The sequence below is a fragment of the Desulfohalovibrio reitneri genome (assembly GCF_000711295.1).
GTDB lineage: Bacteria > Desulfobacterota > Desulfovibrionia > Desulfovibrionales > Desulfovibrionaceae > Desulfohalovibrio > Desulfohalovibrio reitneri.
This window is the reverse complement of record NZ_JOMJ01000003.1, coordinates 342,865-364,758: the sequence shown is the minus strand read 5'-3', so window position 1 is coordinate 364,758 and position 21,894 is coordinate 342,865. Positions and strand designations below refer to the sequence as shown.

General features: G+C 66.8%; 27 protein-coding genes. 14 read left to right on the top strand and 13 right to left on the bottom strand.

All coding sequences use genetic code 11. The annotated features are described in order from the left end of the window. The first annotated feature begins 33 nt into the window (after nt 1-33). Nucleotides 34-1,083 (top strand): VgrG-related protein, encoded by a 1,050-nt coding sequence (locus N911_RS16520; RefSeq protein WP_035104233.1) that lies wholly within the window; start codon nt 34-36, stop codon nt 1,081-1,083. A gap of 50 nt (nt 1,084-1,133) precedes the next feature. Here N911_RS16520 and N911_RS0102080 read toward each other — a convergent pair whose 3' ends face one another. Beyond that, nucleotides 1,134-2,576 carry a diadenylate cyclase gene (locus N911_RS0102080; RefSeq protein ID WP_029893883.1) on the bottom strand — a complete coding sequence of 481 codons (1,443 nt, stop codon included), beginning with the start codon at nt 2,574-2,576 and terminating at the stop codon, nt 1,134-1,136. 119 nt (nt 2,577-2,695) lie between these two features. Between N911_RS0102080 and N911_RS0102075 the strand changes: the two genes are divergently transcribed. The 5 genes from N911_RS0102075 to N911_RS18425 all read left to right on the top strand — a co-directional run bounded on the left by N911_RS0102075 (nt 2,696) and on the right by N911_RS18425 (nt 7,144). After that, entirely contained in the window at nt 2,696-2,998 is a 303-nt protein-coding gene (locus tag N911_RS0102075) for a late competence development ComFB family protein (RefSeq protein ID WP_029893881.1), read from the top strand. Between the two features lie 128 nt (nt 2,999-3,126). Next, entirely contained in the window at nt 3,127-3,318 is a 192-nt protein-coding gene (locus N911_RS0102070; RefSeq protein ID WP_029893879.1) for a hypothetical protein, read from the top strand. Between the two features lie 212 nt (nt 3,319-3,530). Next, the gene (locus tag N911_RS0102065) at nt 3,531-4,991 is read left to right on the top strand and encodes a multiheme c-type cytochrome (protein ID WP_237559872.1); all 1,461 of its coding nucleotides are present in this window, start codon (nt 3,531-3,533) and stop codon (nt 4,989-4,991) included. 3 nt (nt 4,992-4,994) lie between these two features. After that, a complete protein-coding gene (locus tag N911_RS0102060) occupies nt 4,995-6,971 on the top strand; it encodes a monovalent cation:proton antiporter family protein (RefSeq protein WP_029893875.1) in 1,977 nt (658 codons plus the stop codon). After that, nucleotides 6,968-7,144 (top strand): hypothetical protein, encoded by a 177-nt coding sequence (locus N911_RS18425; protein WP_161781589.1) that lies wholly within the window; start codon nt 6,968-6,970, stop codon nt 7,142-7,144. Before N911_RS0102060 ends, N911_RS18425 begins: the two co-directional genes overlap by 4 nt. A gap of 1 nt (nt 7,145) precedes the next feature. Here N911_RS18425 and N911_RS16515 read toward each other — a convergent pair whose 3' ends face one another. From N911_RS16515 to N911_RS0102040, 3 genes are read right to left on the bottom strand one after another with little or no spacing between them, the layout of a single operon-like run. Next, complete coding sequence (locus N911_RS16515; RefSeq protein WP_035104228.1) at nt 7,146-9,575, bottom strand: [protein-PII] uridylyltransferase family protein; 2,430 nt, start codon at nt 9,573-9,575, stop codon at nt 7,146-7,148. 5 nt (nt 9,576-9,580) lie between these two features. Beyond that, complete coding sequence (locus N911_RS0102045; RefSeq protein WP_029893873.1) at nt 9,581-9,919, bottom strand: P-II family nitrogen regulator; 339 nt, start codon at nt 9,917-9,919, stop codon at nt 9,581-9,583. A gap of 12 nt (nt 9,920-9,931) precedes the next feature. Further along, nucleotides 9,932-11,134, bottom strand: a complete 1,203-nt coding sequence (locus tag N911_RS0102040; RefSeq protein ID WP_029893871.1) for an ammonium transporter — start codon at nt 11,132-11,134, stop codon at nt 9,932-9,934. Nucleotides 11,135-11,589: 455 nt separating this feature from the next. Here N911_RS0102040 and N911_RS0102035 point away from each other — a divergent pair, with 455 nt between their 5' ends. Both N911_RS0102035 and N911_RS0102030 read left to right on the top strand, forming a co-directional pair. Then, nucleotides 11,590-12,039: a universal stress protein gene (locus tag N911_RS0102035; protein WP_029893868.1), complete on the top strand. Its 450-nt coding sequence runs from the start codon at nt 11,590-11,592 to the stop codon at nt 12,037-12,039. A 75-nt stretch (nt 12,040-12,114) separates the two neighbouring features. After that, nucleotides 12,115-12,531: an RlpA-like double-psi beta-barrel domain-containing protein gene (locus N911_RS0102030; protein ID WP_029893866.1), complete on the top strand. Its 417-nt coding sequence runs from the start codon at nt 12,115-12,117 to the stop codon at nt 12,529-12,531. Here the strand turns inward: N911_RS0102030 and N911_RS0102025 are convergent. From N911_RS0102025 to N911_RS0101990, 8 genes are all read right to left on the bottom strand, one after another. After that, nucleotides 12,528-13,073 (bottom strand): hypothetical protein, encoded by a 546-nt coding sequence (locus tag N911_RS0102025; RefSeq protein WP_051693842.1) that lies wholly within the window; start codon nt 13,071-13,073, stop codon nt 12,528-12,530. The two genes, N911_RS0102030 and N911_RS0102025, sit on opposite strands and share 4 nt — an antisense overlap. Before the next feature lie 29 nt (nt 13,074-13,102). After that, complete coding sequence (locus N911_RS0102020) at nt 13,103-13,711, bottom strand: peptidylprolyl isomerase (protein ID WP_029893862.1); 609 nt, start codon at nt 13,709-13,711, stop codon at nt 13,103-13,105. Then, nucleotides 13,708-14,868, bottom strand: coding sequence for a pyridoxal-phosphate-dependent aminotransferase family protein (locus N911_RS0102015; RefSeq protein ID WP_029893860.1), 1,161 nt, complete (start codon nt 14,866-14,868; stop codon nt 13,708-13,710). Before N911_RS0102015 ends, N911_RS0102020 begins: the two co-directional genes overlap by 4 nt. 58 nt (nt 14,869-14,926) lie before the next feature. After that, entirely contained in the window at nt 14,927-15,250 is a 324-nt protein-coding gene (locus N911_RS16510) for a hypothetical protein (protein WP_029893858.1), read from the bottom strand. 2 nt (nt 15,251-15,252) lie between these two features. Then, nucleotides 15,253-15,582 (bottom strand): cupin domain-containing protein, encoded by a 330-nt coding sequence (locus N911_RS16505; protein ID WP_051693840.1) that lies wholly within the window; start codon nt 15,580-15,582, stop codon nt 15,253-15,255. Between the two features lie 103 nt (nt 15,583-15,685). After that, nucleotides 15,686-16,525 carry a cyclic di-GMP-binding domain-containing protein, MshE-related gene (locus N911_RS17310; protein WP_051693838.1) on the bottom strand — a complete coding sequence of 280 codons (840 nt, stop codon included), beginning with the start codon at nt 16,523-16,525 and terminating at the stop codon, nt 15,686-15,688. Further along, nucleotides 16,522-17,316: a tetratricopeptide repeat protein gene (locus N911_RS0101995; protein WP_029893854.1), complete on the bottom strand. Its 795-nt coding sequence runs from the start codon at nt 17,314-17,316 to the stop codon at nt 16,522-16,524. The genes N911_RS17310 and N911_RS0101995 overlap by 4 nt, the downstream gene beginning before the upstream one ends. A gap of 147 nt (nt 17,317-17,463) precedes the next feature. After that, nucleotides 17,464-18,348: an HD domain-containing protein gene (locus tag N911_RS0101990; protein ID WP_051693836.1), complete on the bottom strand. Its 885-nt coding sequence runs from the start codon at nt 18,346-18,348 to the stop codon at nt 17,464-17,466. Between the two features lie 243 nt (nt 18,349-18,591). Here N911_RS0101990 and N911_RS0101985 point away from each other — a divergent pair, with 243 nt between their 5' ends. From N911_RS0101985 to N911_RS0101965, 5 genes are all read left to right on the top strand, one after another. Next, nucleotides 18,592-18,888 carry a hypothetical protein gene (locus tag N911_RS0101985; protein WP_029893851.1) on the top strand — a complete coding sequence of 99 codons (297 nt, stop codon included), beginning with the start codon at nt 18,592-18,594 and terminating at the stop codon, nt 18,886-18,888. Then, complete coding sequence (locus tag N911_RS0101980) at nt 18,888-19,292, top strand: hypothetical protein (protein WP_029893849.1); 405 nt, start codon at nt 18,888-18,890, stop codon at nt 19,290-19,292. Before N911_RS0101985 ends, N911_RS0101980 begins: the two co-directional genes overlap by 1 nt. Before the next feature lie 275 nt (nt 19,293-19,567). Beyond that, complete coding sequence (locus tag N911_RS18420; protein WP_161781588.1) at nt 19,568-19,732, top strand: hypothetical protein; 165 nt, start codon at nt 19,568-19,570, stop codon at nt 19,730-19,732. A 79-nt stretch (nt 19,733-19,811) separates the two neighbouring features. After that, nucleotides 19,812-19,979, top strand: coding sequence for a hypothetical protein (locus tag N911_RS18415; RefSeq protein ID WP_161781587.1), 168 nt, complete (start codon nt 19,812-19,814; stop codon nt 19,977-19,979). A gap of 139 nt (nt 19,980-20,118) precedes the next feature. Beyond that, nucleotides 20,119-21,069: an SAM-dependent methyltransferase gene (locus N911_RS0101965; protein WP_029893845.1), complete on the top strand. Its 951-nt coding sequence runs from the start codon at nt 20,119-20,121 to the stop codon at nt 21,067-21,069. Here N911_RS0101965 and N911_RS0101960 read toward each other — a convergent pair. Next, entirely contained in the window at nt 21,031-21,279 is a 249-nt protein-coding gene (locus N911_RS0101960; protein WP_029893843.1) for a DUF2905 domain-containing protein, read from the bottom strand. The genes N911_RS0101965 and N911_RS0101960 overlap by 39 nt on opposite strands. Before the next feature lie 9 nt (nt 21,280-21,288). On the opposite strand from N911_RS0101960, the gene mnmM reads away from it, so the two are divergent. Continuing rightward, on the top strand, nt 21,289-21,894 hold the full coding sequence (gene mnmM / locus N911_RS0101955) for a tRNA 5-(aminomethyl)-2-thiouridylate-methyltransferase MnmM (RefSeq protein ID WP_237559869.1): 606 nt from the start codon (nt 21,289-21,291) through the stop codon (nt 21,892-21,894).

Below are 21,894 nucleotides of genomic sequence, written 5' to 3'. Positions count from 1 at the left end.
CTTTGCTTCCTCCTGCCCCAAGCGGAGTGAAGCATGAGCCACATCCCCCTGAAAGCCACGCAAATCAACCATTTCGACCACGCCGTCGAACTGCCGGAAAACCGACGCCAGTCGCCTCAAGCGGACTTCGGCGCCACGCTGCAGTCGGTGCAGGCCAACATGGAACTTTCCATGGCCAACCGGTTCCTGGAGCAGTCCATGGCCCAGGAAGGAGGCGGCACGGCCGCCTCGGGCACCCCCTTCTCTCCGCAGGACATGGGCTCCTCCATGCGCATGGACATGCTGGCCACCCTGACCAAGCTGCAGGAGTCACACCAGGCCGAGAACCAGCCGAAGCAGTCCACGCAAGACGGGACGAACCCGGCCGAACACGCGCTATCTGCGGACAACGCGGCCCAATCCGCCGAACAAACCGGCGAGGAGACGGGGAAGCAGGACATTCCCGGCAGGCTGGCCACCCTGTTCGAGTCCGGGGGCGACCCGGGCCGCATCGGCTGGGACCGCATGGGAGGCACCTCCTACGGCATCTTCCAGCTTTCCTCCAGACAGGGCACGCTTGAGGACTTCATCGGCTTTCTGCGCCAGCAGGCGCCGGAACTGGCCTCCCGGCTGGAGGGCGCGGGCGAGGGGAACACCGGCTCCACCCAAGGAGCCATGCCCGACGCCTGGCGGGAGCTGGCCCAGGACCTGCCCGAGCGGTTCGCCGAGCTGCAGCGAGCCTTTGTGGGCGACTCCCACTACCGGCCCGCCCTGGAGGGCGTGCTGGAAAACCTCGGCCTGAGCGGGCTGAAGGAATCACAACTCCCCGAAGCCCTGCGCGAGGTGCTCTTTTCCACCTCGGTGCAGCACGGCGCGGGCGGAGCGCAATCCATCTTCAACCGCGCCCTGGAGTCCCTGGGCGGGCTGGACTCCGGCGGGCTGGACGGCAACCTGGTCCGCTCCCTCATCGACAAGGTCTACGAGATCCGTTCCGGACAGTTCGGCGGTTCCACCGAGCGGGTTCAGGAGGCGGTGCGGAACCGCTTCGCCAGCGAACGGAACATGGCCCTGGCCATGCTCTCGGGCGACTCCATGCTCGGGTAAGCCTGAAAGGCCGACCCGTCCTGCGCGCGGGCGTCGTTTTTCCGACGCCCCTAGAATCCCGCCTGGCGCAGCCAAGCGTCCAGGCGCGGCGGCGGGGCCAGCAGGCTGGAGAGGGGTTTCCAGGCGCACCTGGCCGTCAGCTCCACCCCGCCCTGCAGGATGGACACCGGCCTGTCCGACGACACCACGACGACCACCATGTCCTGATGCATCTGCGTGAAGCGCAGGGCGGAGTTGTAGCGCGCCCCACGCGCCCGGCTTTCGCCCGGCACGCTGGCGCCGTCCAGCAGGCAGGCGAAGCCGTGCAGCCGCAGGTCGCGGCCGATGTGCAGCGCGCCGTCCACGCGGGCCAGGGAACTGGCGAGGTAGCGCGCGTGAGGCTGCCCCAGGTCCAGCGGCTCGGTGAGATGGTGGCCGGTCATAGGTGTGGAGGCCCCGCCCAGATCCACCACCACGGTGGTGCCGTGCCCCCGGTCCTGGGCTGCGTGCACGATTCCGGCCACGATCTTGAACAACTCGTTGGAGGTGGAGGGATCCAGGTCCGATTCCAGCAGAATCTCCTCCAGTTGCACCATCTTGGCCTTGCGGGTGGTGGATTGGAAGGACCCGTCAGAGAAGCTGCACACAGGTTCGCCGTCCAGCAGCAAAAAGCCGTGGTTCCCACGGAAGTCCGCGATCAAGCTCCCCGGCGGCGGCTCGTCCCCGGCCACGCCCATGATGCGCTTGCCGTCGGAAACCAATGCCAGGGCGGGGTTGTCCTCCACAGAGGTCAGCATCTTGCGCACATGCTTGGAGTTGGCCAACTCCGGCTCCTCCATCCTCGGGAAACGTGCCAGAAACTCCATGGTTCCCATCAGTTCCGGCTCCACGAAGAGGAGTCTGCCCCGAGGCCACTTCCCCTCCTCCACCGTCTTGGAAATGTTCAGCACCGCGTCCAGGGTGGGGTAGATGCGCAGCTGGGTGTCCCAGCCCATGCGCATATTGCGCTCGTCCACAATGTGGTCGCGCACGGCGTGGGGTGTGTAGCCCTGCAGCAGGTGCCCCGAGGTGCCCAGGCACATAACGTTGTCCGTGGCCAGGTCCTGGGCCAGCAGCCTGGCGGCGTGCTCCAGCCAGCGCCGGGTGGGCCCCACGGAACACATGTCCGGGTGGTGCTCGGTGAACCACATCTGGTGGGCGATGGCCGGGGAGGCGCCGCCGAAGGCGATGAGTCCGGACAGGGACAGCGGCTCGCGGGGGACCATCTCGGTGCGGCGAGCCGAAGTCATGGCCCTGGCGGTCTCCCGCCACTCGTCCGAGTCAAGGTAGAGTTCCTTGAGCTTCCGCTCGTGCCCGGCCAGCAGGTTCTGGGGATCGTAGACCCGGGGGTGGTCGTCCGGGGACACGGCGTAGACCAGGGCGGCGCGGCTGGGTTGCGAGAAATGGGACAGCCCGTCGGACAGGCCGTCCAGAATGTGGAAGATGCAGAGATTGACGAAAGAGGTTCCGGTCATGGTGTGCCTCGCGGGCCGCAGTATTGCCCAATTGCGCTCTGTGGACAAGCCGTTCCCCGGCGCATTTCCCTTTGCCCGGACCGCCATGTGCGGTATGGGGATGCATGGAGGAACGAGCCATGGAAGACATCGAGTTGCTCTGCGGCAAGTGCGTGTCCAAGGTGCGCAACAAAAACGAACAGCGCGTGGCCCGGCTCATGCCCGGTGTCATCCGCGAGGTTTTGGGCGACGCGCCGGACCCGCTCGACGTGGAGGATATCTATGCCCTCTGCCTGAACAACCTCAGGCCGCGCTACGTGCAGACCGGCAGCATCGTGTTGCGGGAGCCGGTGGACGATGAGGACATTCTCGACGAGTTGCGGCGGGCCGCGACGCAAGTGCGCAAACACCCCAAACACGGCCAGAAACAGCCGGCGGACTAGGGAAGGGTTTGCTGACCGCCCTTGGCTGTTTTTTTATGATACCATAATGTATAACTTTTTTTCACTCGGCTCCGATCCTGCATGGGAGTTCGCACCCCGGAACGAACATCCCAGCGGAGGTATATCCCATGAGCGCCCGTCCACTCGACCACCAGCCCGACATCCCCTGCGTGCGCCGCCAGGGCCCCGCGCCCGCACGTCTGGTCAAAGCCCTGCGCGACAACCGGGAAGAGCAGCCCGGGCACCCCCGGGAAAACGGCCTGGATCAAGCCCACGACCCCATCGATCCGGACCGCGTGGCAAAGCTGCTGGACCTGTAGCGGCCCACGCGACCTGCGCGTCCCCGCCGCATGAGCGGGGACGGCGCTTCGCCCCCCTTCCTCTCAGCCTCCGAGGGCATCCGCCCCGGTTCCCCTGGACATCATCCGTTTCGCAGGTCATATATATATCTGTACCGTAACGCCCCGCGTGGGCAAACCACCCCGGACCGACCATGCGATTTCTTCCATTTTTCCTGCTTGCTTTTCTCGTTATGCCCGCGTCCGCCCAGTCCGCCGACGCGCCTTCCCTGTCCAGCGCCACCCAGGACTGCCTGTCCTGCCACGAGACCCTGCACCCGGGCATCGTTGAAGGATGGCGTTCCTCCCGCCACCGGGCCGTGACCCCGGGCGAGGCGATGCAAGTGGAAGGAAACGCCCGCAAGGTGTCCAGCGAGGACGTGCCCGAGGAATTGCGGGGCACGGCAGTGGGCTGCGCCGAATGCCACACTATCCGGCACGACGCCCACGCCGACACCTTCGACCACATGGGCTACCAGGTACACATCGCCACCAGCCCGGACGACTGCGCCACCTGCCACGCCACCGAGCGGGAGCAGTACAGCGACAACATCATGGCCCACGCCCGGGCCAACCTTACGAAAAACCCGGTCTTCACCGACTTGGTGCGAACCATCAACGGCGTGCCTTCGCGCAACGATCAGGGCGAGATGGTGCAGGCCGAACCCAGCCACGCGGCCAACGCGGACGCCTGCTTCTACTGCCACGGCACCGAGCTGGAAGTGACCGGCACCAAAACGCGCGACACCATGTACGGCCCCATGGACTTTCCGGTCATCAAGGGCTGGCCCAACAACGGAGTGGGCCGCGTCAACCTCGACGGCTCCAAGGGATCCTGCGCGGCCTGCCACACCCGCCACACCTTCGCCATTGAGCAGGCCCGCTCCCCGGCCACCTGCAAGGAGTGCCATAACGGCCCGGACGTGCCGGCCTACAAGGTCTATTCCGCCTCCAAGCACGGCAACATCTACGAGGGAATCGGGAAGAAGCGCTGGAACTTCTCCAATGTGCCATGGACCGTGGGCAAGGACTTCACCGCCCCCACCTGCGCCACCTGTCACATCTCCCTGGTAACGACTCCCGAGGGCGAGGTGGTGGCCGAGCGAACCCACGCGGTCAGCGACCGCCTGCCCTGGCGCATCTTCGGGCTGCCCTACGCCCACCCCCAGCCCAAGGAGCCCACCACCCACACCATTAAAAACGCCAACGGGCTGCCCTTGCCCACGACACTGGACAACGAACCCGCCTCCGAGTTCCTCATCGACAAGGAGACCATGGACGAGCGGCGGGAAACCATGCAGGCGGTCTGCCGCTCCTGCCACGGCGAGGCATGGGTGGACGGCCACTGGGACAACTTCGAGCAGGTCATCCAGGAGACCAACCAGACCACACTGGCGGGCACGCGGATCATGCAGTCCATCTGGGAGGACGGACTGGCCAAGGGCCTCGCCCAGGGCGACTCCATCTTCGACGAATACATCGAGCGCACCTGGAGCACCACGTGGCTGTTCTACGCAAATACGGTGCGCTTTTCCTCGGCCATGGCCGGGGGCGGTGACTACGGCGTCTTCGCCGACGGCCGCTACCAGCTCATGCGCACCATCCGCCAGCTTGAGGACTGGCGCGACCTGCGGACCGGAGTGGAGCGCGAATAGGGTATGCACGCGCCGCCGCTGCTCGACGCCATAATCCTGGTCCTGTGCGTCTCGGCGGGGATGGTCTTTCTCTGCCACCGGCTGCGCCTGCCCGCCAGCGTTGGCTTTCTGCTGACGGGCGTGGCCATGGGCCCGCACGGGCTGGAGGTGGTCCACTCCGCCCACGACATCGAAATCCTTGCCGAAATCGGCGTCATCCTCCTGCTCTTCGTCATCGGCCTGGAGTTCTCGGTCAAGCGGCTGGGCTCCATCAAGCGGCTGGCCCTGGCCGGTGGCGGCGGGCAGGTGCTGCTCACCCTGGGAGCGGCCGCCCTGCTGGCCCTGTTGCTGGCGGGACGGGAGTTGCCCGGGGCCGTCTTTATCGGTTTCATCACCGCCCTGTCCTCCACCGCCATCGTGCTCAAGCTGCTCAAGGACCGAGGCGAGATAGACGCGCCCCACGGAAACGCCTGCCTGGCCATACTCATCTTCCAGGACATCGCCGTGGTGCCCATGATGCTGCTGATTCCGCTTCTGGCCGGGCAAGGCGGCGGCAGCCCCATGTGGGACCTGGCGGTGATGGTGGGCAAGGCGGGGCTGCTGGTGGGCGGCGTGCTGGTGCTGACCAACACCGCCGTGCCCTGGCTCCTGCACCAGGTGGCCCGCACCCGCTCCAACGAGACCTTTCTGCTGGCCATCGTGGGCATCTGCCTGGGCGTGGCCGCGCTGTCCAACGCCCTGGGCATGTCCTTCGCCCTTGGGGCCTTCCTGGCCGGGCTGACCATATCCGAGTCGGAGTACAGCCACCAAGCCGCGGCCTCCATTTTGCCCTTCCACGACGTGTTCCTGAGCTTCTTCTTCGTCTCCATGGGCATGCTGCTGGACGTGGGCTTTGTCCTCTCCAACCCCTGGCTGGTGCTGGGGCTGGCTCTGGGGCTGGGGGTGCTCAAGTTCACCCTGGCGGCCGGGGCGGGACGGCTGGCGGGCCTCCCACTGGCGGCCAGCCTGCTGACAGGCTTCGCCCTCTTCCAGGTAGGGGAGTTCTCCTTTGTGCTGGCCAGGCAGGGCGAGGCGGTGGGGCTTCTGCCCCAGCGGGAATACCAGCTTTTCCTGGCTGCGGCCGTGCTGACCATGGTGGCCACGCCCTTTGTGCTGGCCGCCGGGTCGCGGGTGGCCAGGGCCACCAGCCGACTGCACCTGCCCGCTCCCGGACGCCCCCACACGGGCGGGCACAAAGAGTTGCGCGACCATCTGGTGGTCATCGGCTTCGGCCCCACCGGCCGCCACGTGGTGCAGGCGGCCAAGGCTTGGCGGGTGCCCTACTGGATCATCGAGGGCAATCCGGACACCGTGCGCACCGAGGCCTCCCACGGCGAGCCCATCTCCTTCGGCGACGCCACCTCCTCCCACATCCTGGAGGAGGCGGGGATCGAGAACGCCCGCATGGTGGCCGTGGCCGTGTCCGACCCGGTGGCATCCCGCAGGGCCGTCGACCAAGTGCGCCGCCTCAACCCGCGTGTGCGCATCCTGGTGCGCTCCACCTTTCTCACCGATCTCAAGGAATTCCGCGACATGGGCGCGGACGACGTGGTAACCTCCGAGATGGAGGCCTCGGTGGAGATGGTGGCCCGGATGCTGCGCACCTGGCTGGTGCCGGAGCGGGAAATCGACGGGTTCCTGGAGGAGTTGCGCGCCGGGGACGCCATGGCCCGCCCCACGGTGCGCCCGGAGTTGGTGGAAACCAGATTGCCGGACATGAAGGTGGCGCACGTGCGGGTGGAACCGGGCGCCGGGGCGGAAGGCAAAACCCTTGGCGAGCTGGCCTTGCGCAAGGAGCATTCCGTATCCATCTTGGCCATACGCAAGCAAGGACAGAACGTCCGGCTCACGCCGGGGGCCAACGACCTGGTGGAGGTGGGCGACCTGCTCCTTCTGGCGGGTGAACCGGAGCAGGTGCGCCAGGCCCGACGCAACCTTTTCGCCTCCCCGGAGACGGCATGAACCCCCTCTTTTTCAACATGATCAACCTCGTCCGCAAGCTGGCCACCAAGGTCTGCCCCACCTGCGGCAAGCGCCACGACAGCCAGGAGCACCGTGAGCGGTGCCCCAGCTGCGGAGACCGCATGGTGGAGGAGAAGAAGCGGGACGAGGACCGCGACGACGACGAGTCCTGACTCACTCCGCCAGGACGTCCAGCAGGGCGCGGCGCAGCTCCTCCCGCAGGGCCGGAGGCCCCAGGCTGGCCCCCTGCGGCCCCCGCACCCGGAATACATCGCCAATGCGCCCCTCGGACGTGGAGGCCCGCGCCCAAAGAATGCGCAGGTCGAAATCCGCCAGCACGCTGGCCAGATCGAAAAGTCGCCCCAGCCTGTCCCCGGCCTCCACTTCAATGGTGGCCGGAGCCCCATCCTCCCCGTCCGACAGCCGCACCACGGACCCGGGCGCGGGCGCGTCCGGGCCGGGGGCCAGGGGCGAGGCCCGCTTTTGGGCCAGCCGGTAGGCCAGGTCCAGCTTGCCCGTGGCGGCCCAGCGCACGTCGCGGGCCACCCGCTCGCCGAACTCCTCCGCTGCCGCCGGGGGCGGCTCCACCAGAAAGACGTCCAGGGCCATGCCCTGCCCGCCCGGGGAAAAGGTGTGGGCCGAGGCCTCCAGGATGGACGCCCCGTGCAGGCCGCAGGCCCCGCAGAGCATGGCGAAGAGGCGCGGCTGGTCCGGGGCGACGATGGTCAGCTCCACCGCGCCCAGATCCAGGCGATCCCTGGCGCGCTGCACCACCAGCCCCAGTCCGGCGAAACGTGAGGTGCGCCGCGCCCGGTCCTCCTCCGCCGCCCGCAGGTAGTCACGGTACAGGTCCAGATGGGCCGCCATCTCCTCCGCCGGGGTGCGCAGCAGATAGCGCGGCGGAGCGGCGTCCAGAAAGCGTTCCGCCTCGGCCTTGTCCGGGGCCAGGACCCGGAAGCGGTCGCGGCGGCGAAGGATGGTCTCCGCTGCGTGGGGCTCGGCCAGCGCCCCGGAGGTAAACTGGGCCAGAGCACGGCGGACGAAGTCGCCCAGCAGGTGCTCCTGCCAGTCGCCCCAGGCGCGCGGCCCGGTGGCCGAGCCGTCCGCCGCCGCAAGCGCGGCCAGGGAGGCCAGCCGCTCCGGGGAACCGCACAAAGCGGCCGCGCGGGCGGCGGACGTCTCATCCGAAGGGTCGCCCCGCTGGGCGGCCAGGGGCAGCAGCAGATGGCGCTCCACCAGAAAGGCCACCTCCTCGATCACCCCCTCCGGCTCGCCCAATCGGCCCAGCACCACCCGCGCCAAGTCCGCGCCGCGATGCTCGTGCTCCTCCCCGCCCTTGGCCGCGTCATGCAGCAGTCCGGCCAGCACCAGGGCGCGGCGGCTCCCGGCGCGGGGCAGCATCTCCCGCACCGTCCGGGGCGTGTCGTCATCTGGCGCGGCAAGCCGGGCCGCGGTGCGCAGGGCGTGGCGGCCGTTGGCCAGCTCGTGCAGGCCGTCCATGGGAGTGAAGTGGGCCGTGGCAGTGAACTCCGGCAGCAGCCCGTCCAGCCCGCCCAAATCCAACAGGCGGCAGGCCCGCTCCCAGCCGTTGGGCGCGGCCAGCAGGTCCAGCAGGGCGTCCAGAGATACCTGGGATTCCGGGCCCAACCGCGCGGTTCGGGAAAGAGAGGATCGAATCGCCTCGCGCTCCGCAAGGCCGGGGGGCGGCCCGTCGGCCAGGAGGCCGCAGAGACGGGGGAAGGAACGCAGCCGCGCGTAGGAGGGGGCGCGGCCGTACAGGACGGACTCCAGCCCCAGGTGCACGGTTTCCATGGCCCGGTGCAGTTCCCCCAGCATCCAGGGGACCTCCTCCCCCGCGAACCCCATGGCTTGCGCCACTGCCCGGTGGTGGGGGTGTTCCAGCCGCTCGGCGGGCTTGTCCCGCTGCAGGTGCAGCGCCCAGCGGGCGGCCACGAGCATCGCCTCGGCCCGGTCCAGGGCCCCGGCTTCCAGGGGCGGCACAGGACGGCCGGAAAGCCGGGCCAACCAGCCGATGGAGGCGGCGTCGCGCCAGCCGCCCCGGCCCATCTTCAGGTCCGGGGAAAGCAGGGAATACGGCCTGCGCCGCTCCAGCAGCCAGTCGCGGAACGCGCCGGGGTCCACCCGCCGCGTCAGCCCAAGCCGCAGGTCGCGAACGAGGCCGGACCGCTCCTGGCCGGGGAGGGGGCGGGCATCCAGCAGTTCGGCCGCCACCTTGGGATCGGAGGATGCCAGATCCAGACATTCCTCCAGGCCGCGCAAACTGTAGTCCACCCGCAGTCCCGCGTCCCACAGGGGGCGTATCAGGCGGCGGGTCAGCTTGGCGGCGGCCTCCTCGCCGGGTGGTTCGGGGAACAGGAAAAGCAGGTCCAGGTCGGAGCCCGGGCAGAGCGCGCCCCGTCCGTGGCCGCCTTGGGCGAGGCAGAGGGAGCCTCCCCAGTCCCCGCCCGCCAACTCGGCCAAGCAGGCGTCCGCCAGCCGGGCGTGGTCTCCGGCCAGAGAACGCAAAGCGGCCGGACCGCGAGCCCTGGTTTCAAACAGGGCCCGCCGTCCGGCCAGCAGTCGCTCCACGGCCAGGGGGGACATGCCCCCTAAAGGGCTTCCGGACCGGATTCGCCGGTACGGATGCGCATGGTCTCGTCCACGGGGGAGACGAAGATCTTGCCGTCTCCCACCTCGCCGGTTGCGGCGGCCTTGCTGGCCGCCTCCACGATCTCGCGGACGCGGTCGTCGTCGACCACCACGTCGATCTTGGCCTTGGCCACGAAATCCACTTGGTATTCGGCGCCCCTGTAGACCTCCTTATGGCCTCGCTGCCTGCCGAAGCCCTTGACCTCGGTGACGGTCATGCCGGTCACGCCGGCGCGGGTCAGGGCGTCCTTGACTTCCTCCAGCTTGAAAGGCCGGATGATGATCTCGATCTTCTTCATGTCAGGTCTCCTTTAGATCTGGTACCCGGCCTCGGAGTGCTCGGCAACATCCACGCCGCGCACCTCGTCCTCGTCGTTCACACGCAGGCCGAAGAAAGCGTCGGCCAGCTTGAGCAGGATGAAGCTGGCGGCGAAGCAGTAGACCCAGGTGGCCACCACGGAGACGAACTGGATCCAGAGCTGCTCCGGGTTGCCGTGGAACAGGCCCTCGGCGCCGATGGAGGCAAACAGGCCCGTGGCCAGAGCGCCCCAGGTGCCGCCGATGCCGTGGATGCCGACCACGTCCAGGGAGTCGTCGTAGCCGAGCTTGGTCTTGAGCAGCACGCCGCCGTAGCAGATGCCGCCGGCAAACAAGCCGATGACGATGGCGGGCATGGGAGTGACGAACCCTGCGGCCGGGGTGATGGCCACCAGTCCCGCCACCGCGCCGGAGACCGCGCCCAGGGTGGTGGGCTTGCCCGCGTGTTTCCACTCCACGGCGATCCAGCCCAGGGCTCCGGCGGAGGCGGCCAGGTGTGTGGCCACGAAGGCGGATGCGGCCAGGCCGTCCGCGGCCAGGGCGCTGCCCGCGTTGAAGCCGAACCAGCCGAACCAGAGGATTCCGCCGCCAAGCAGGGTCATGGGCAGGTTGTGCGGCATGTGGGGCTCCTTGCGGAAGCCCTTGCGCGGGCCGATGACCAGGCAGGCCGCCAGCGCGGCCGCGCCGGAGCTCATGTGGACCACCGCGCCGCCCGCGAAGTCAAGCGCGCCCATCTCGCCCATCCAGCCGCCGCCCCAGACCCAGTGGCACATGGGGGCGTAGACCACCAGCAGCCAAGCCACGGAGAAGGCCAGGAAGGCGGGGAAGCGCATGCGCTCGGCGAACGCGCCGGTGATGAGCGCGGGGGTGATTACCGCGAACATGCACTGGAAGATCATGAAGGTCAGGTGGGAGAGGTTGTCCGCGGGGGAGTTCTCCACGCCCATGCCCACGCCGGACAGGCCGACGAAATCCAGTCCGCCGATGAAGCCCCCGATATCCGTTCCGAAGGACAGGGAGTAGCCCAGCACGGCCCAGACGACGCTGACCACGCCGATGAGGATGAAGCTCTGCATGAGGGTGCCGAGCACGTTCTTTGCCCGGACCATTCCGCCGTAGAACAGCGCCAGCCCCGGGGTCATGAACATGACCAGGGCGGCGCAGATGAGGATGAAACCGGTATCGGCCGCGTTCATTGTCGTCTGCCTCCTTATGCAACCATGTCAAACACAAGGGGCGGACTAGCACGGCCCATGCCATACCAATACAAAAATGAAATTGTTGACTTTATTGAAATTGAGACTTGCTCTACTTTTTACCAAAAAGTTAAAGCATATACATTTCAAAAAACTGCGTAGATACATGAATTAAAAAACAAATATTTCCAAAGCATTACATACTCACTCGAAATCACTCCCTTTCGGCTATTGCTATATATACTGAATATTTTCAGTGCATTGCTTGCATTTGCAAAAATGAAGGAACAGGCCCGAAACGTGCTTCGCTTTTGTCACCACGCCGCCCCGTCTGGTTGGCCCCGGGGCTCGAACCGCCCTTATGGCGGCGCATGTTTGCTTGACGCGATTTCTGTGCTAGGCAGGAGGCAACTGTACCAGCCAGACGTTTCAATCAGCATCGGAGGTGATCGTTCATGGACGTGAAGACTATTCTCTGGCCCACCGACCTTTCCAAGAAGTCAGTCAAGGCGGCCCCCCACGTGGTCGAGATGGCCCAGAAGTATGGCGCTAAGGTGGTCGTGCTCTATGTGGCCGTCGACCTGTGTTCCTATTTCCCTGCCTACGGAAACTATCCCAGCGGCCAGGAAATCGAGAAATTCCAGAGTTGGGAGATGGAGAACGCCAAAAAGCGACTGGAGAAAGTCTGCGAGGAAGAATTCAAGGCCTGCCCGAACCTTGAGATGAAGCTTGTCACCGGCAAGGCGGCGGAATCCATTCTGCAAACCGCCAAGGCCGAGGACGTGGACATGATCGCCATGACCGGCAGCGACTACGAGCACATCGACTCGGGGCACGTCCAGTTCTCCGAGGTGGCCCGCAAGGTCGTGGAGCAATCTCCGGTTCCGGTGCAGATCATCAAGTAGCCATTCCCATGGGAACGGCCGCCTCCAGCCCTTGCGCGCGCGGGGCGGCCGCCCTCACCCGCTACCAGACAGAGCATGCAAAAAAACCGGGTCGCCATCGCCGTATTCTCCGCCCTGGCCTTGGTGGCCGTCCAGGCCGCCTTTCTCCACCATACCGACCCCCGCACGGGGTGGCGCGAGATGGAGGTCACGGTCACGGCCTACACCTCCACTCCCGGACAGACCCAGGGCGACCCGTACGTTGGCGCCTGGAACAACCGCCTCACGCCCGGGGAGCGGGCCATTGCCGTGTCGCGCGACCTGCTGCGGCACGGGCTGGAAAACGGGGAAAAGGTCTGGATCGAGGGCTTCGACAAGCCTTGGGAGGTGCGGGACAAGATGAACCGTCGCTATGAGCGCCGCATCGACCTCTATTTCGGCGACGACTACAGCCGCGCCCGCGAGTTCGGACGGCAGACGCGGACCATTCGCTGGACAGAGGAAAGCGGCTAACCCTGTCCGCTTCCGCTTTTCTTCACGCCTTTTTGGGCCCCGCCCCGCGCGGAGGCTTGGTTTTCCGCCCCCTTCCCCGGCCCATCCGGGTTGGCCGTCTTGGCCTTGCCGCCCTTTTGGCGGTTCTTCAGGCGGGTCAACGCCTTGGCCGCCTTCTCTTCCTCGCCCGAGGCACCCAGGTGGTGCATCTCGCCCTTGGGCGATATCCAGTGCCAGCCAGCGGGCTTTTTCAGCAGCCGCGCGCCCTCGCGCTCCAGTTCCGCCCGGGCAAGGGAGCCGGAGAGTGATTGCCGCGCATCCCTGGCCAGATTGCTGGCGGTGAAGAAGGTCTCCGAGCTCCGAAAGACCTCCAGCGCGCCCTGCACCATGTCCAGAAGCGGAAACTCGTCCGCCTTCTTGCGGCCGGTGAGGACGCGCTCCAGGGACTGCAGATCCTTCTTCAGGTCGCGCAATTCGGCCAAGGCGTTCTGTCGGGACGACTCGGCCTTTTCGTCCAGCGTCTGCAGCAGCCGATCCGGGTCCGGTTCCTTGCCTGAAGCCATGCGCCCTCCCGCTGTTGCGGTTCCCACGTTCAATTAACCTGCCCGGACTCTATCACCCGCACGGCGGTGATGACCGGCGGCTCCTCGGGAACGTCCGGCATGCCGCGCACCGTGGTGGTGGGCAGCCGGTGGATGGCCTCCACCGTTCGCATGCCGCGCTTGACCCGGCCGAACACGGTATAGCCCCAGCGCCCCCTGGCCTCCCCCCTGTGGTCCAGGGCGGCGTTGTTCATGAGGTTTATGTAGAACTGCGCCCGGGCGCTGTGGGGGTCTTCCGTGCGGGCCATAGCCACGGTGCCACGGGTGTTGCGCACATCGGAGCGGGCCTCGTTCCCGATGGGCGGGAAAGGCGGCTCGCGGAATTCCAGACCCGGTTCGAAGCCGCCGCCCTGGATGACGAAGTCCTCCACCACGCGGTGAAAAATTGTTCCCTCGTAGTGGCCGTACTCCACATGAGCCAGAAAGTTCTCCACGGTTATTGGGGCTTTGCCCGGCCACAGCTCGATGAGGATGTTCCCCATGGTGGTCTCGATGCGCACCAGGGGACGCTCGGCTTTCCCAGCGGCGGACTCGTCGGCCGCCCAGGCGTGCGCGGCCAAGGCCGCCAGCAGAAGCAGACAGAACAGAATGCGTTTCATGCGTTTTCTCCGGCGATTTCGGCCAGCTCACACAGCGGGCCGCGCAGGTCGTCGAGGTAGGCGGACAGCATGTCCTCGGTCATGTCGCCCATGTGGCCGATGCGGAAGCAGACCCGCTCACCGCTTTCCTCCAGGGCGACGTTGAGTTTGGAGTAGCCGGGGTCGAACAGGTAGCCCTTGGCCCGCATGGTCTCCTTGAGGGCCTTGAGATCGGCCACCCCGGCCCCGCGCGGCGCCCGCAAGCAACTGAGGGTGGGCGAACGAGACCCCGGGGCGGCCAGCATGTCGAAACCATCCAGGGAATCGGCGAACTCCTCCACCATGCTCCGCATGCGCTTGTGCCTGGCGAAGCGGTTCTCCATGCCCTCCTCCTCCATGATGTACGTCAGCTGCACGGCCATCTGGTTGAGCAGGGTCGTGTTGGGCGTGGTCAGAGTCTGCCCTGCGCGGGCCTTGGCCGCGTGGCGGGCGAAGTCTGTGACGTAGCCCTTGTCAGCCACCCGGCCCGCCTTGTCCAGGGCCTCGTCCGAGACGAAGGCGATGCCGAAGCCGGCGGGCAGCGCGAGGCTCTTCTGAGTGGAGGAGCAGTAGCAGGCAGCGCCCATGGACTCCAGGTCCACCGGCGCGCCGCCAAGCAGGCTGACGCCGTCCACCAGGGGCAGGACCCCGTGCTCGCGCGCCACCCCGCAGGCGGCGGCCACGTCGGAAATAACGCCGGTGGATGTCTCGTTGTGGGTCAGGGTGACCACGTCCGGACGGTGCTCCGCCAGGGAGGCCTCAAGCACTTCCAGGTCCACCGGCTGGCCGGGAGCGAAGCGCAGGGCGGCCGCCTTGCGCCCGCAGGCGCGGGTGATGGTGTGGTACAGTTCGCCGAAGGCCCCCACCACCACGTTGAGCACGTTCTCTCCAGGGGCGGACAGGCTGCGGATGGCGGCCTCCATGGCCGTGGTGCCGGAGCCGCCCAGAAGCATAGGCAGCCACTCCTCCCCGGCCCCGGCCAGGGCGCGCAGGTGGGTCTGGATGGGCCCCATGCGTTTGGCGTTCTCGCTGTCGCGGTGGCCGAACTCCGGCAGCGCCCCGGCCCGGCGGACTTCCGGGCGGACGTAGGTGGGGCCGGTGATGAAAAGTCGCAGGTCGTCGAATTCTTCCAGGGGCATGTCGTCTCCTCGCTTTGGGAAGAGGCGTAAATACCCCCCGGCCCCGGGGGCTGTCCAGCTAGGCCAGCAACCCGCCTATAACGGCCCCCAGCAGCAGCATGCCGATGTTGGCCAAATAGAAGACCAGGCCAATGCCGCCGAAGACCACCCCCACCAGGGCCAGCCCGCTGAGGAAGGAGGAGAAGAGCATCACCATCAGGGCCAGGATGACGCCCGGCAGCAGCGCGGCCAGCAGGCCGTTACCCACGCCGCCGGCCTTCTTGCCTCCCACCAGTCCGGCCAGAAGCGGCCCCAGCACCGGCAACCAGAACAGAAGCAGGGAAATGACGGCCATCCAGATGATGCCCGCGGTGATGCTTCCCTTCTTGCGCAGTTCATCCATGCTCACATCTCCACGTGGTTGAAATCGTACTCGCCGACGCCCTGCACCAGCAGGAACACGCATTCCTCTCCGCTTTCGTTGCGCAGGGCATGCGCTCTGCCGGGCTCCACGGTGGCCGAATCCCCGGCCAGAAGCTCGAATCGCTCCTCTGGGTCGTGGACCCGCAGCACCATTTGCCCCTTGAGGCAGAAAAAGTGGTCCGCGACCCAGGAATGGTAGTGGGTCGGCACACTCTGCCCAGGCCCTATACGCATTCTGAACACGGACAGGGTCGACGTCCTGGCGACGTCTTCCCGTCCCAATACCGCGAATCCCGGCCGTTCGTTCACCATGTTGTCTCCTTGCGCGGGCGCCGGGCCCGGTCTGGACGCCGGGCATGACGCTTCCAGGACATCTTATGGCAGACCGGTGGGAAAAAGAAAACGACCGCCCCGGTCATTCGGTCCCGGCCCCCTCGGCCTGCCAGGGAGCCACCCAGAACAGTGCCATGGCCCCGGCTGGAGTAACCAGCCGCATTGCCGCGCCGTCCACCGGCCAGTCCACGCGGCCGGGCCGAGCCCCGGCGCATGTGGCGGAGAGGCCCCGCCGCGCGAGGCGTCCCCGGGCGTAGCGCATGACCGTGTTCACCAGGGACAGCCCATCCGCCGGACCGTCCCCGGCCATGCCGCTCAGGATGTCCGATCGCAACAGGAAAGTGAACCGGAAGCATCCCATGCCCTCCACGTCCAGATCGGAACTGCAACGGAAGTCCCCGGGTCCGGCCTTTTCCGGCACCCGGCCGAGGGGGTCGGCCTTGACGCTGATGCCCAAAAAGCGCGGAAATGCCGTGCCCACCGCCCGCAGCATGGCGCGCGTGACCACGTACTCCGCCTGCCCCTGGAGCACGCGCCCGAGAAGATCGCCGCGGCGCTCCTCCAGCGCGGCGAACTCGTCCAGCAGGGCGCCCATTGTCTCCGGATCCACATGGCCCAGTTCCACCAGAACCTCGCCCAGGAGCATGTTGGTCACGTTCTGGGAAAAGAGCAGGTCGTCGAGGTCGCCCCGCTCGATATGCCCCCTGCGAACGGCCAGGTCGCCGAATTGGCAGTCCTCGCGGCTCTGGGCGGCGAGGACCTCCTCGACCTGTTCCTCGGTGAGCAGCCCCCGCGCCACGGCCAGGGCTCCTATGCGGCGGTTGCGCTCCCGCTGCACCCGCACGGCCTCCTGAAGCTGCCCGGGCTCCACAGCCCCGCGCGCCAACAGGTAGAGGCCAATGAAGTTGACGTCCGCGCTCACCAGTCTTCCTCCAGAAAGATGTCCCGGCCGAAATCCCGCTCCCCTTCCGATTCCTCTCCGCGAGGTTTCACAAGATATTTCAGGAAGCCTTTGGCTTCGGGAAAGTCCGGCCGCATCTCCAGGGCCCTTTCCAGAAAGTGGACCGCCCTGTCCGAACGCCCCTTGGCGTGCAGCGCCCGGGCGAAGTTGTACAGCAGGTTCTCGTCGTCCTTGGTGAACTGCCTGGCCCGGGCGTAGTATTTCACCGCCTGGCTGAACAGGCCCGCCTTGCGCAGCTTGATGCCGAATTCGTTGAAAAGGTGCTTGTGCTCCGGCTCGAAAGCCGCGTTCAGCCTGACAAGGCGGCGGAAAACAAGATCTGCCTTCTCGGTGTCCCCCCTGTCCAGGTAGTTCAGACCGAAGCCGAAGGTGGCCCGCACGTTGTCCTCGTCGATGCGCAGGGCCTTCTTGTATTCCATCTCCGCGGAAAAGCTCTGCTTGTTGTCCCGATAGCGGTCCGCCTTGGCGATGGTCTTTTCCAGGCTGCGCATGGCCGGGTAGACCGCGTTGTGGTAAAGATCCGGCTCCGGCGTGTACTGCCGCAGAAAATCCTCCTCTGGCACGCGCCAGGAGTTGCCAGAGGGAACGGAGTTGTCGTTGAGATAGCGCACGTCGAACTGGCCGTCCTGGCGTTTCTCAGCCAAAACGTAAAATACCTGCACGTTCTTGCGCTTGGTGGCCCCCTCCCCCACTCTGGAGGCGGACGAAATGGAAAACGCGCCTTTGAAGCCGGCGTCGAACCCATGCGTCACGGTCCGTATCTCCCCCTCTTCCGCGCTGCCACCGGGGCGCGCGGCCAAAGCAGGCTGGCTTGTTCGACCGGAAATGGCAAGGGGGTATACATCGACGCGGAAGCGACGAGTGCGCGACGCGGCCTGTCAGGAGGCTTTTCGCGGGCTTCAACCGCCGTTTTCGGGATTGAGTTTTTCAGCCGCCCTGTCGCGCCAGGTGGCCAGCACGGTCTGGAGGTACTCCAGGTTGCGCCGGATGGAGTCCTGGTAGGGGTCCACCTCCAGGTCCCAGCGGGCCCGGAAGTGAGGCAGCATGTAGCGGTCCACGCCGTCCAGTTCCTCGTCCATGCGGCGGCGGGCCACGTGCTCGTAGAACCCCTGGGTCTTGCGTAGCAGGTCCAATTCCGACTCGAAGCCCTCCACCTCGGCCTCGTGGAATTCGCGGTAGAGGTAAAAGAGCTTCTCCAGGTACCAGCGGTCTGCCACCTGGGCCAGCAGATCGGCCGCGCCGAGCATCTTCCCCAGCGTCTCTCTTCCCGGGGTGGAGAAGGACAGATCGGAAGGCGACACGGACAGGTTGGTGCAGCGGATCATGCCCGCGCAGTCGCGGATATCCCTCCCCCGCGCGCCGCGCCGGCCCAGATAGTCGGAAAGGAACTGGATGCCCCGTTCCTCGTGGCCCACGGTGTACTTCGCACCGGAACCTTCTGTGTCGTCATCGCGCTGGATGTAGCCCACGTCGTGGAAGATAGCCGCCATGTGCAGAAGAAGCAGATCCCGGGCGGGAAAGGGACGGCCGGAAACGAAGGCTCCGTGCGCCAGCCGGGCGGAGGCCAGGGAGACGGCCAGGGTGTGATCGAGGTCGTGGTAGGCGGTGGTACAGGCGCGGTAGCCCGGATACTCGCCCCGGAACAGGCGGACCACGTCGGCGTAGGCCAAGCGCATGGCCTCGGTGTCCGTCTCCGGGTCGATCTCCTCGAAGAGGTGGAGAATCTCCCCCAGATTGCTCCACGGATCGGTGGCGGGAAGGGGGTTGGCGTCCTGTTCCGGCATGCTCACTCGGTGCCCGGTTCTGCCTCGCGCCCCGGATGGTCCGGACCGCTCTTTGGGCATACCTTCAGTACGGATGGAAGGCAACGGTCTTGCCTCCACCTCCTCATGGCGGGTAAGAGGACGCTATGAGTCCGCCCGCGACCTGCTCCGCGCCGCCCCAGCCAAGCGCGCTGCCGGGATGGATGTAATGGCCTTCCCGGCTCGCCGGCCGGGCTTCACCAGGAAATACAACGAGAGAGAAGCATGTTCGAGAACATCGACGACATCACGGTCAATTACGAGGAAAACGGCGAACAGCTCGTCGAGGAGCTGGATAAGGTTGTCCTGACCCGCGGGGCCTGGACGACCATCCTCTTCCGCTTCCGCCAGTACGAGGCCAAGCTGGACGGCTTTGGCCCGGACAAGTACGCCATCCGCCGCTACCGCAAAATGGGCGGCACGTTCAAGCCACAGTCCAAGTTCATCATATCCAACGCCAAGCAGGCGAATCTCATCGCCGAAACGCTGCACAAGTGGGCGGCGGAAGCAGGGGAGGAATGATGGGCCGCCTTTCCACCGGCCAAGTGAACGCCCTGGCCGAGGGCTATGGCGAACTGGCCCGCTCCCTGGACGCGTTTCTCGGACGCAGAGGGCTGCCGGACGACGCCGAGGCGCGGGAGCGGGCCGCCCGCCGCAGGCGCGCCCTGAGCGAACTCGCGGAGAACCTCACCCCGGAGTTGCTGGACGTGGAGCTGGGAAAAGAGTCGGCCCATCTGGTTCCGGCCGTGGAGCAGCTGGCCCACGACGTGCGCAGGCTGCGCCTGCACGACTTCGCCCTGTCCCTGTGCGGGGCGGGGCTGGAACTGGCCGCCGCCCTGCTGCGGAACGAACCGGAGCAGGTTCGAAACATGCTGTATCGCCTGGGTTTCCTTCCTCCGTTCCACCCTCCGGAAGCCAACGCCTGATCACCCCGCAATAGACTGCTGGATACATTCTGCCGCCAAACCGGAGCGTACATTTTTTTCCGCCTCCCCTCCGCATGATTTTCACTAGGGAGCCAGACGGTTCATGGAAATAGGACCGTCGAATCCTCCCGTTCGAGGTGAAAAAATGAACACCGCATGCAGACATGCTCCCCAAAATGATGTAATGCTGGAAGTAAGCCTTTTTTACCCGGACAAAGACTGAGCGGCAGCGGCGCGAAGTCGTATATTCGGGGGACTTGCTGGAGGGTAAGGCAATGGTTTACTTCATCATCCTGGCAGCGATCGTCGCCTTGGCCTGGGGCATGGCTCTGCATTTCGCCTCGCGCACCGACCAACGCAGGACCCCCTTGCGACGGCTCGATTTCGAACTCTACAAAAAACGTGAGCTGAACCAGCGCGGTCTGGCCGGACGCACCTAGAGGCCCATCTCACCCGGGGTCAGTGATGCACACCGCCGTAGCCGCCATTTCCCGCGGACGCGGCATGGGGGGTAGTTCCATGCAAACGGCTGTCATCGCTTTGCTCATACTGCAGGCCGGTGTCATGGTCGCGGCCGCTCTGCTTCTGTTCCGCGAGGAAGATGAACGGAACAAGGACGAGGAGGAGACCTCCCAGGAGGGGCCCGCTTGCGATCTCAACCGTATGCGGAGCACTCACCTGGTCTGAACGGGCTTGGCTCGCCTTCGGTTTTGTCCTAGGTTCTCCGGCTTGGCGGGTGATAAGCCCGCCGCCGGAGAACCACATGCCGCCACATCCAGCACCAATTCGCGGCCTGCCCGCCGAGCGCCGGGCGGAGGGCTGAACCCTGTCCCTGGCCGTATACCAGGCCGCGCCCGGCTTCGCCTTTGAACTGGCCGCGGAGTTGGACTTTCTGGGCGTGGACGTCATCGAGCGCCGCGACCCCCTCTTTCTGACCCCCGGCCCTGTGCGTGATGTTGCCTGGGCGCAAAACACCTGGCTCGAGCCGCGTTTTCTGCCCGCGCCGTCCATCGGTAAGGGCGCCGCCGGCCTCAAGTCCATCCAGCGCAACTGGGATATGGTGGAGACGGACGAGGCGGGACAACGCCGCCGGGCTGAGCTCATCCGCCAGAAGCTTCCGCCGGTGAAGGCCCGGCCCCTGCCCTTCGGCCACCCCGCGCCCACCGCCCCGCTGGGGGCCTGGACCCTGTGGAAACCCGACTCTATCCTGGCCTCGCCGTCCACGAGCAGCCCCTTTCCGCAGGGCCGCGTTCTGTTCGAGGAGGACCGCGAGGGGCCGCCCAACCGCGCCTATCTCAAGCTGTGGGAGCTGTTCACCCTGCTGGGCCGCGCGCCCGAACCTGGCGAGATGTGCCTGGACCTGGGCGGCAGCCCGGGCGGCTGGGCCTGGGTGCTGGCGCGCCTGGGGGCGCGGGTCGTAAGTCTGGACAAGGCCCCGCTAGACCCCAAGGTGGCCGCCTTGCCCGGCGTGGAAGAGCGACTGGGCAGCGCCTTCGCCCTGGACCCGGCCGAGGCGGCCCGGGCGGACTGGTTCTTCTCCGACGTCATCTGCTACCCCGGAAGGCTGTGGAAGCTGCTTTCCCGCGTCATGGAGGCCGCGCCGGGGCTGAACCTGGCCTGCACGGTCAAATTGCAGGGCGAGGTCACGGACTGGACGGAACTGGCCCCCTTCCGCGACGCCCACGGCTCGCGTCTGCTGCACCTCTGGCACAACAAGCACGAACTGACCTGGGTGCGGCTAGCGGCCGAAAAAACGAATGATCCAGATGACAAGTGAGACCACCAGGCTGAGAAGAACGCCCGTGGCCAGGGGGAAGTAGAACTTGAAGCCGGGGCGGTCGATGACGATGTCGCCCGGCAGGCGGCCGGGGCGGAGCCAGTCCGGCCAGCCCTGGGGCAGCCCGACCTTGCCGCCCAGCCACAGCGCGCCGCCGAAGACGACCAGCACCAGCCCCACGACCATGATGACGCGCCCGATATCCTGCATGGCCGCATTGTGAGACGCCACGGAGAGATTGGCAAGATGCTCCTGGAATCCATCCACACCCTGCTCCAGCAAGCCATCCATCCCGGCGACGCCGCGGTGGACGCCACCGTGGGCAACGGCCGCGACACCCTCGCCCTGGCCCGTGCCGTGGGGGACGAGGGGCTGGTCTGCGGCTTCGACGTGCAGGAGGCGGCCCTGGCCCGCGCCCGAACCAGATTGGACCGCGAGGGCGTCTCGCCCCGCGTGCGTCTGCTCCACGCCGGACACGAGACCCTGGCCGAACGCCTGCCCGGGGAACTTCCCGCCCCGCTGCGGGAACGGGTGCGGGCCGTCACCTTCAACCTGGGCTTCCATCCCGGCGGGGACCGCTCAATCATCACCCGGCCGGAGTCCACCCTGCCCGCCCTGGATGCCGCCCTGAACCTGCTGGCCCCCGGCGGGCTGCTGTCCGTGGTGGCCTACGCCGGGCATCCCGGCGGCGAGGCGGAGCGGGAGGCGGTTGCCGCCTGGATCGACGATCTGCACGAATCCCGCCTGCTGCGCCTGGAGGACCCAGCCCGCCCCGCCATAACCGCCTGGCTGATCCGCGTGGCGGATGCCTCCGGTGTGAGGTAG

Coding starts and splice junctions, on each gene's coding strand:
- N911_RS18415 (WP_161781587.1), top strand. CDS start 19,812: ATGCAAACGGCTGTCATCGCTTTGCTCATACTGCAGGCCGGTGTCATG.
- N911_RS16505 (WP_051693840.1), bottom strand. CDS start 15,582: ATGGTGAACGAACGGCCGGGATTCGCGGTATTGGGACGGGAAGACGTC.
- N911_RS0102025 (WP_051693842.1), bottom strand. CDS start 13,073: ATGGCTTCAGGCAAGGAACCGGACCCGGATCGGCTGCTGCAGACGCTG.
- N911_RS16520 (WP_035104233.1), top strand. CDS start 34: ATGAGCCACATCCCCCTGAAAGCCACGCAAATCAACCATTTCGACCAC.
- N911_RS18420 (WP_161781588.1), top strand. CDS start 19,568: ATGGTTTACTTCATCATCCTGGCAGCGATCGTCGCCTTGGCCTGGGGC.
- N911_RS18425 (WP_161781589.1), top strand. CDS start 6,968: ATGAACCCCCTCTTTTTCAACATGATCAACCTCGTCCGCAAGCTGGCC.
- N911_RS0102035 (WP_029893868.1), top strand. CDS start 11,590: ATGGACGTGAAGACTATTCTCTGGCCCACCGACCTTTCCAAGAAGTCA.
- N911_RS0101985 (WP_029893851.1), top strand. CDS start 18,592: ATGTTCGAGAACATCGACGACATCACGGTCAATTACGAGGAAAACGGC.
- N911_RS0102060 (WP_029893875.1), top strand. CDS start 4,995: ATGCACGCGCCGCCGCTGCTCGACGCCATAATCCTGGTCCTGTGCGTC.
- N911_RS0102070 (WP_029893879.1), top strand. CDS start 3,127: ATGAGCGCCCGTCCACTCGACCACCAGCCCGACATCCCCTGCGTGCGC.
- N911_RS0102040 (WP_029893871.1), bottom strand. CDS start 11,134: ATGAACGCGGCCGATACCGGTTTCATCCTCATCTGCGCCGCCCTGGTC.
- N911_RS0102045 (WP_029893873.1), bottom strand. CDS start 9,919: ATGAAGAAGATCGAGATCATCATCCGGCCTTTCAAGCTGGAGGAAGTC.
- N911_RS16510 (WP_029893858.1), bottom strand. CDS start 15,250: ATGGATGAACTGCGCAAGAAGGGAAGCATCACCGCGGGCATCATCTGG.
- N911_RS0101990 (WP_051693836.1), bottom strand. CDS start 18,348: ATGCCGGAACAGGACGCCAACCCCCTTCCCGCCACCGATCCGTGGAGC.
- N911_RS0102020 (WP_029893862.1), bottom strand. CDS start 13,711: ATGAAACGCATTCTGTTCTGTCTGCTTCTGCTGGCGGCCTTGGCCGCG.
- N911_RS0101980 (WP_029893849.1), top strand. CDS start 18,888: ATGGGCCGCCTTTCCACCGGCCAAGTGAACGCCCTGGCCGAGGGCTAT.
- N911_RS16515 (WP_035104228.1), bottom strand. CDS start 9,575: ATGTCCCCCCTGGCCGTGGAGCGACTGCTGGCCGGACGGCGGGCCCTG.
- N911_RS0102030 (WP_029893866.1), top strand. CDS start 12,115: ATGCAAAAAAACCGGGTCGCCATCGCCGTATTCTCCGCCCTGGCCTTG.
- N911_RS0102080 (WP_029893883.1), bottom strand. CDS start 2,576: ATGACCGGAACCTCTTTCGTCAATCTCTGCATCTTCCACATTCTGGAC.
- N911_RS0102065 (WP_237559872.1), top strand. CDS start 3,531: ATGCCCGCGTCCGCCCAGTCCGCCGACGCGCCTTCCCTGTCCAGCGCC.
- N911_RS0101960 (WP_029893843.1), bottom strand. CDS start 21,279: ATGCAGGATATCGGGCGCGTCATCATGGTCGTGGGGCTGGTGCTGGTC.
- N911_RS0102015 (WP_029893860.1), bottom strand. CDS start 14,868: ATGCCCCTGGAAGAATTCGACGACCTGCGACTTTTCATCACCGGCCCC.
- N911_RS0102075 (WP_029893881.1), top strand. CDS start 2,696: ATGGAAGACATCGAGTTGCTCTGCGGCAAGTGCGTGTCCAAGGTGCGC.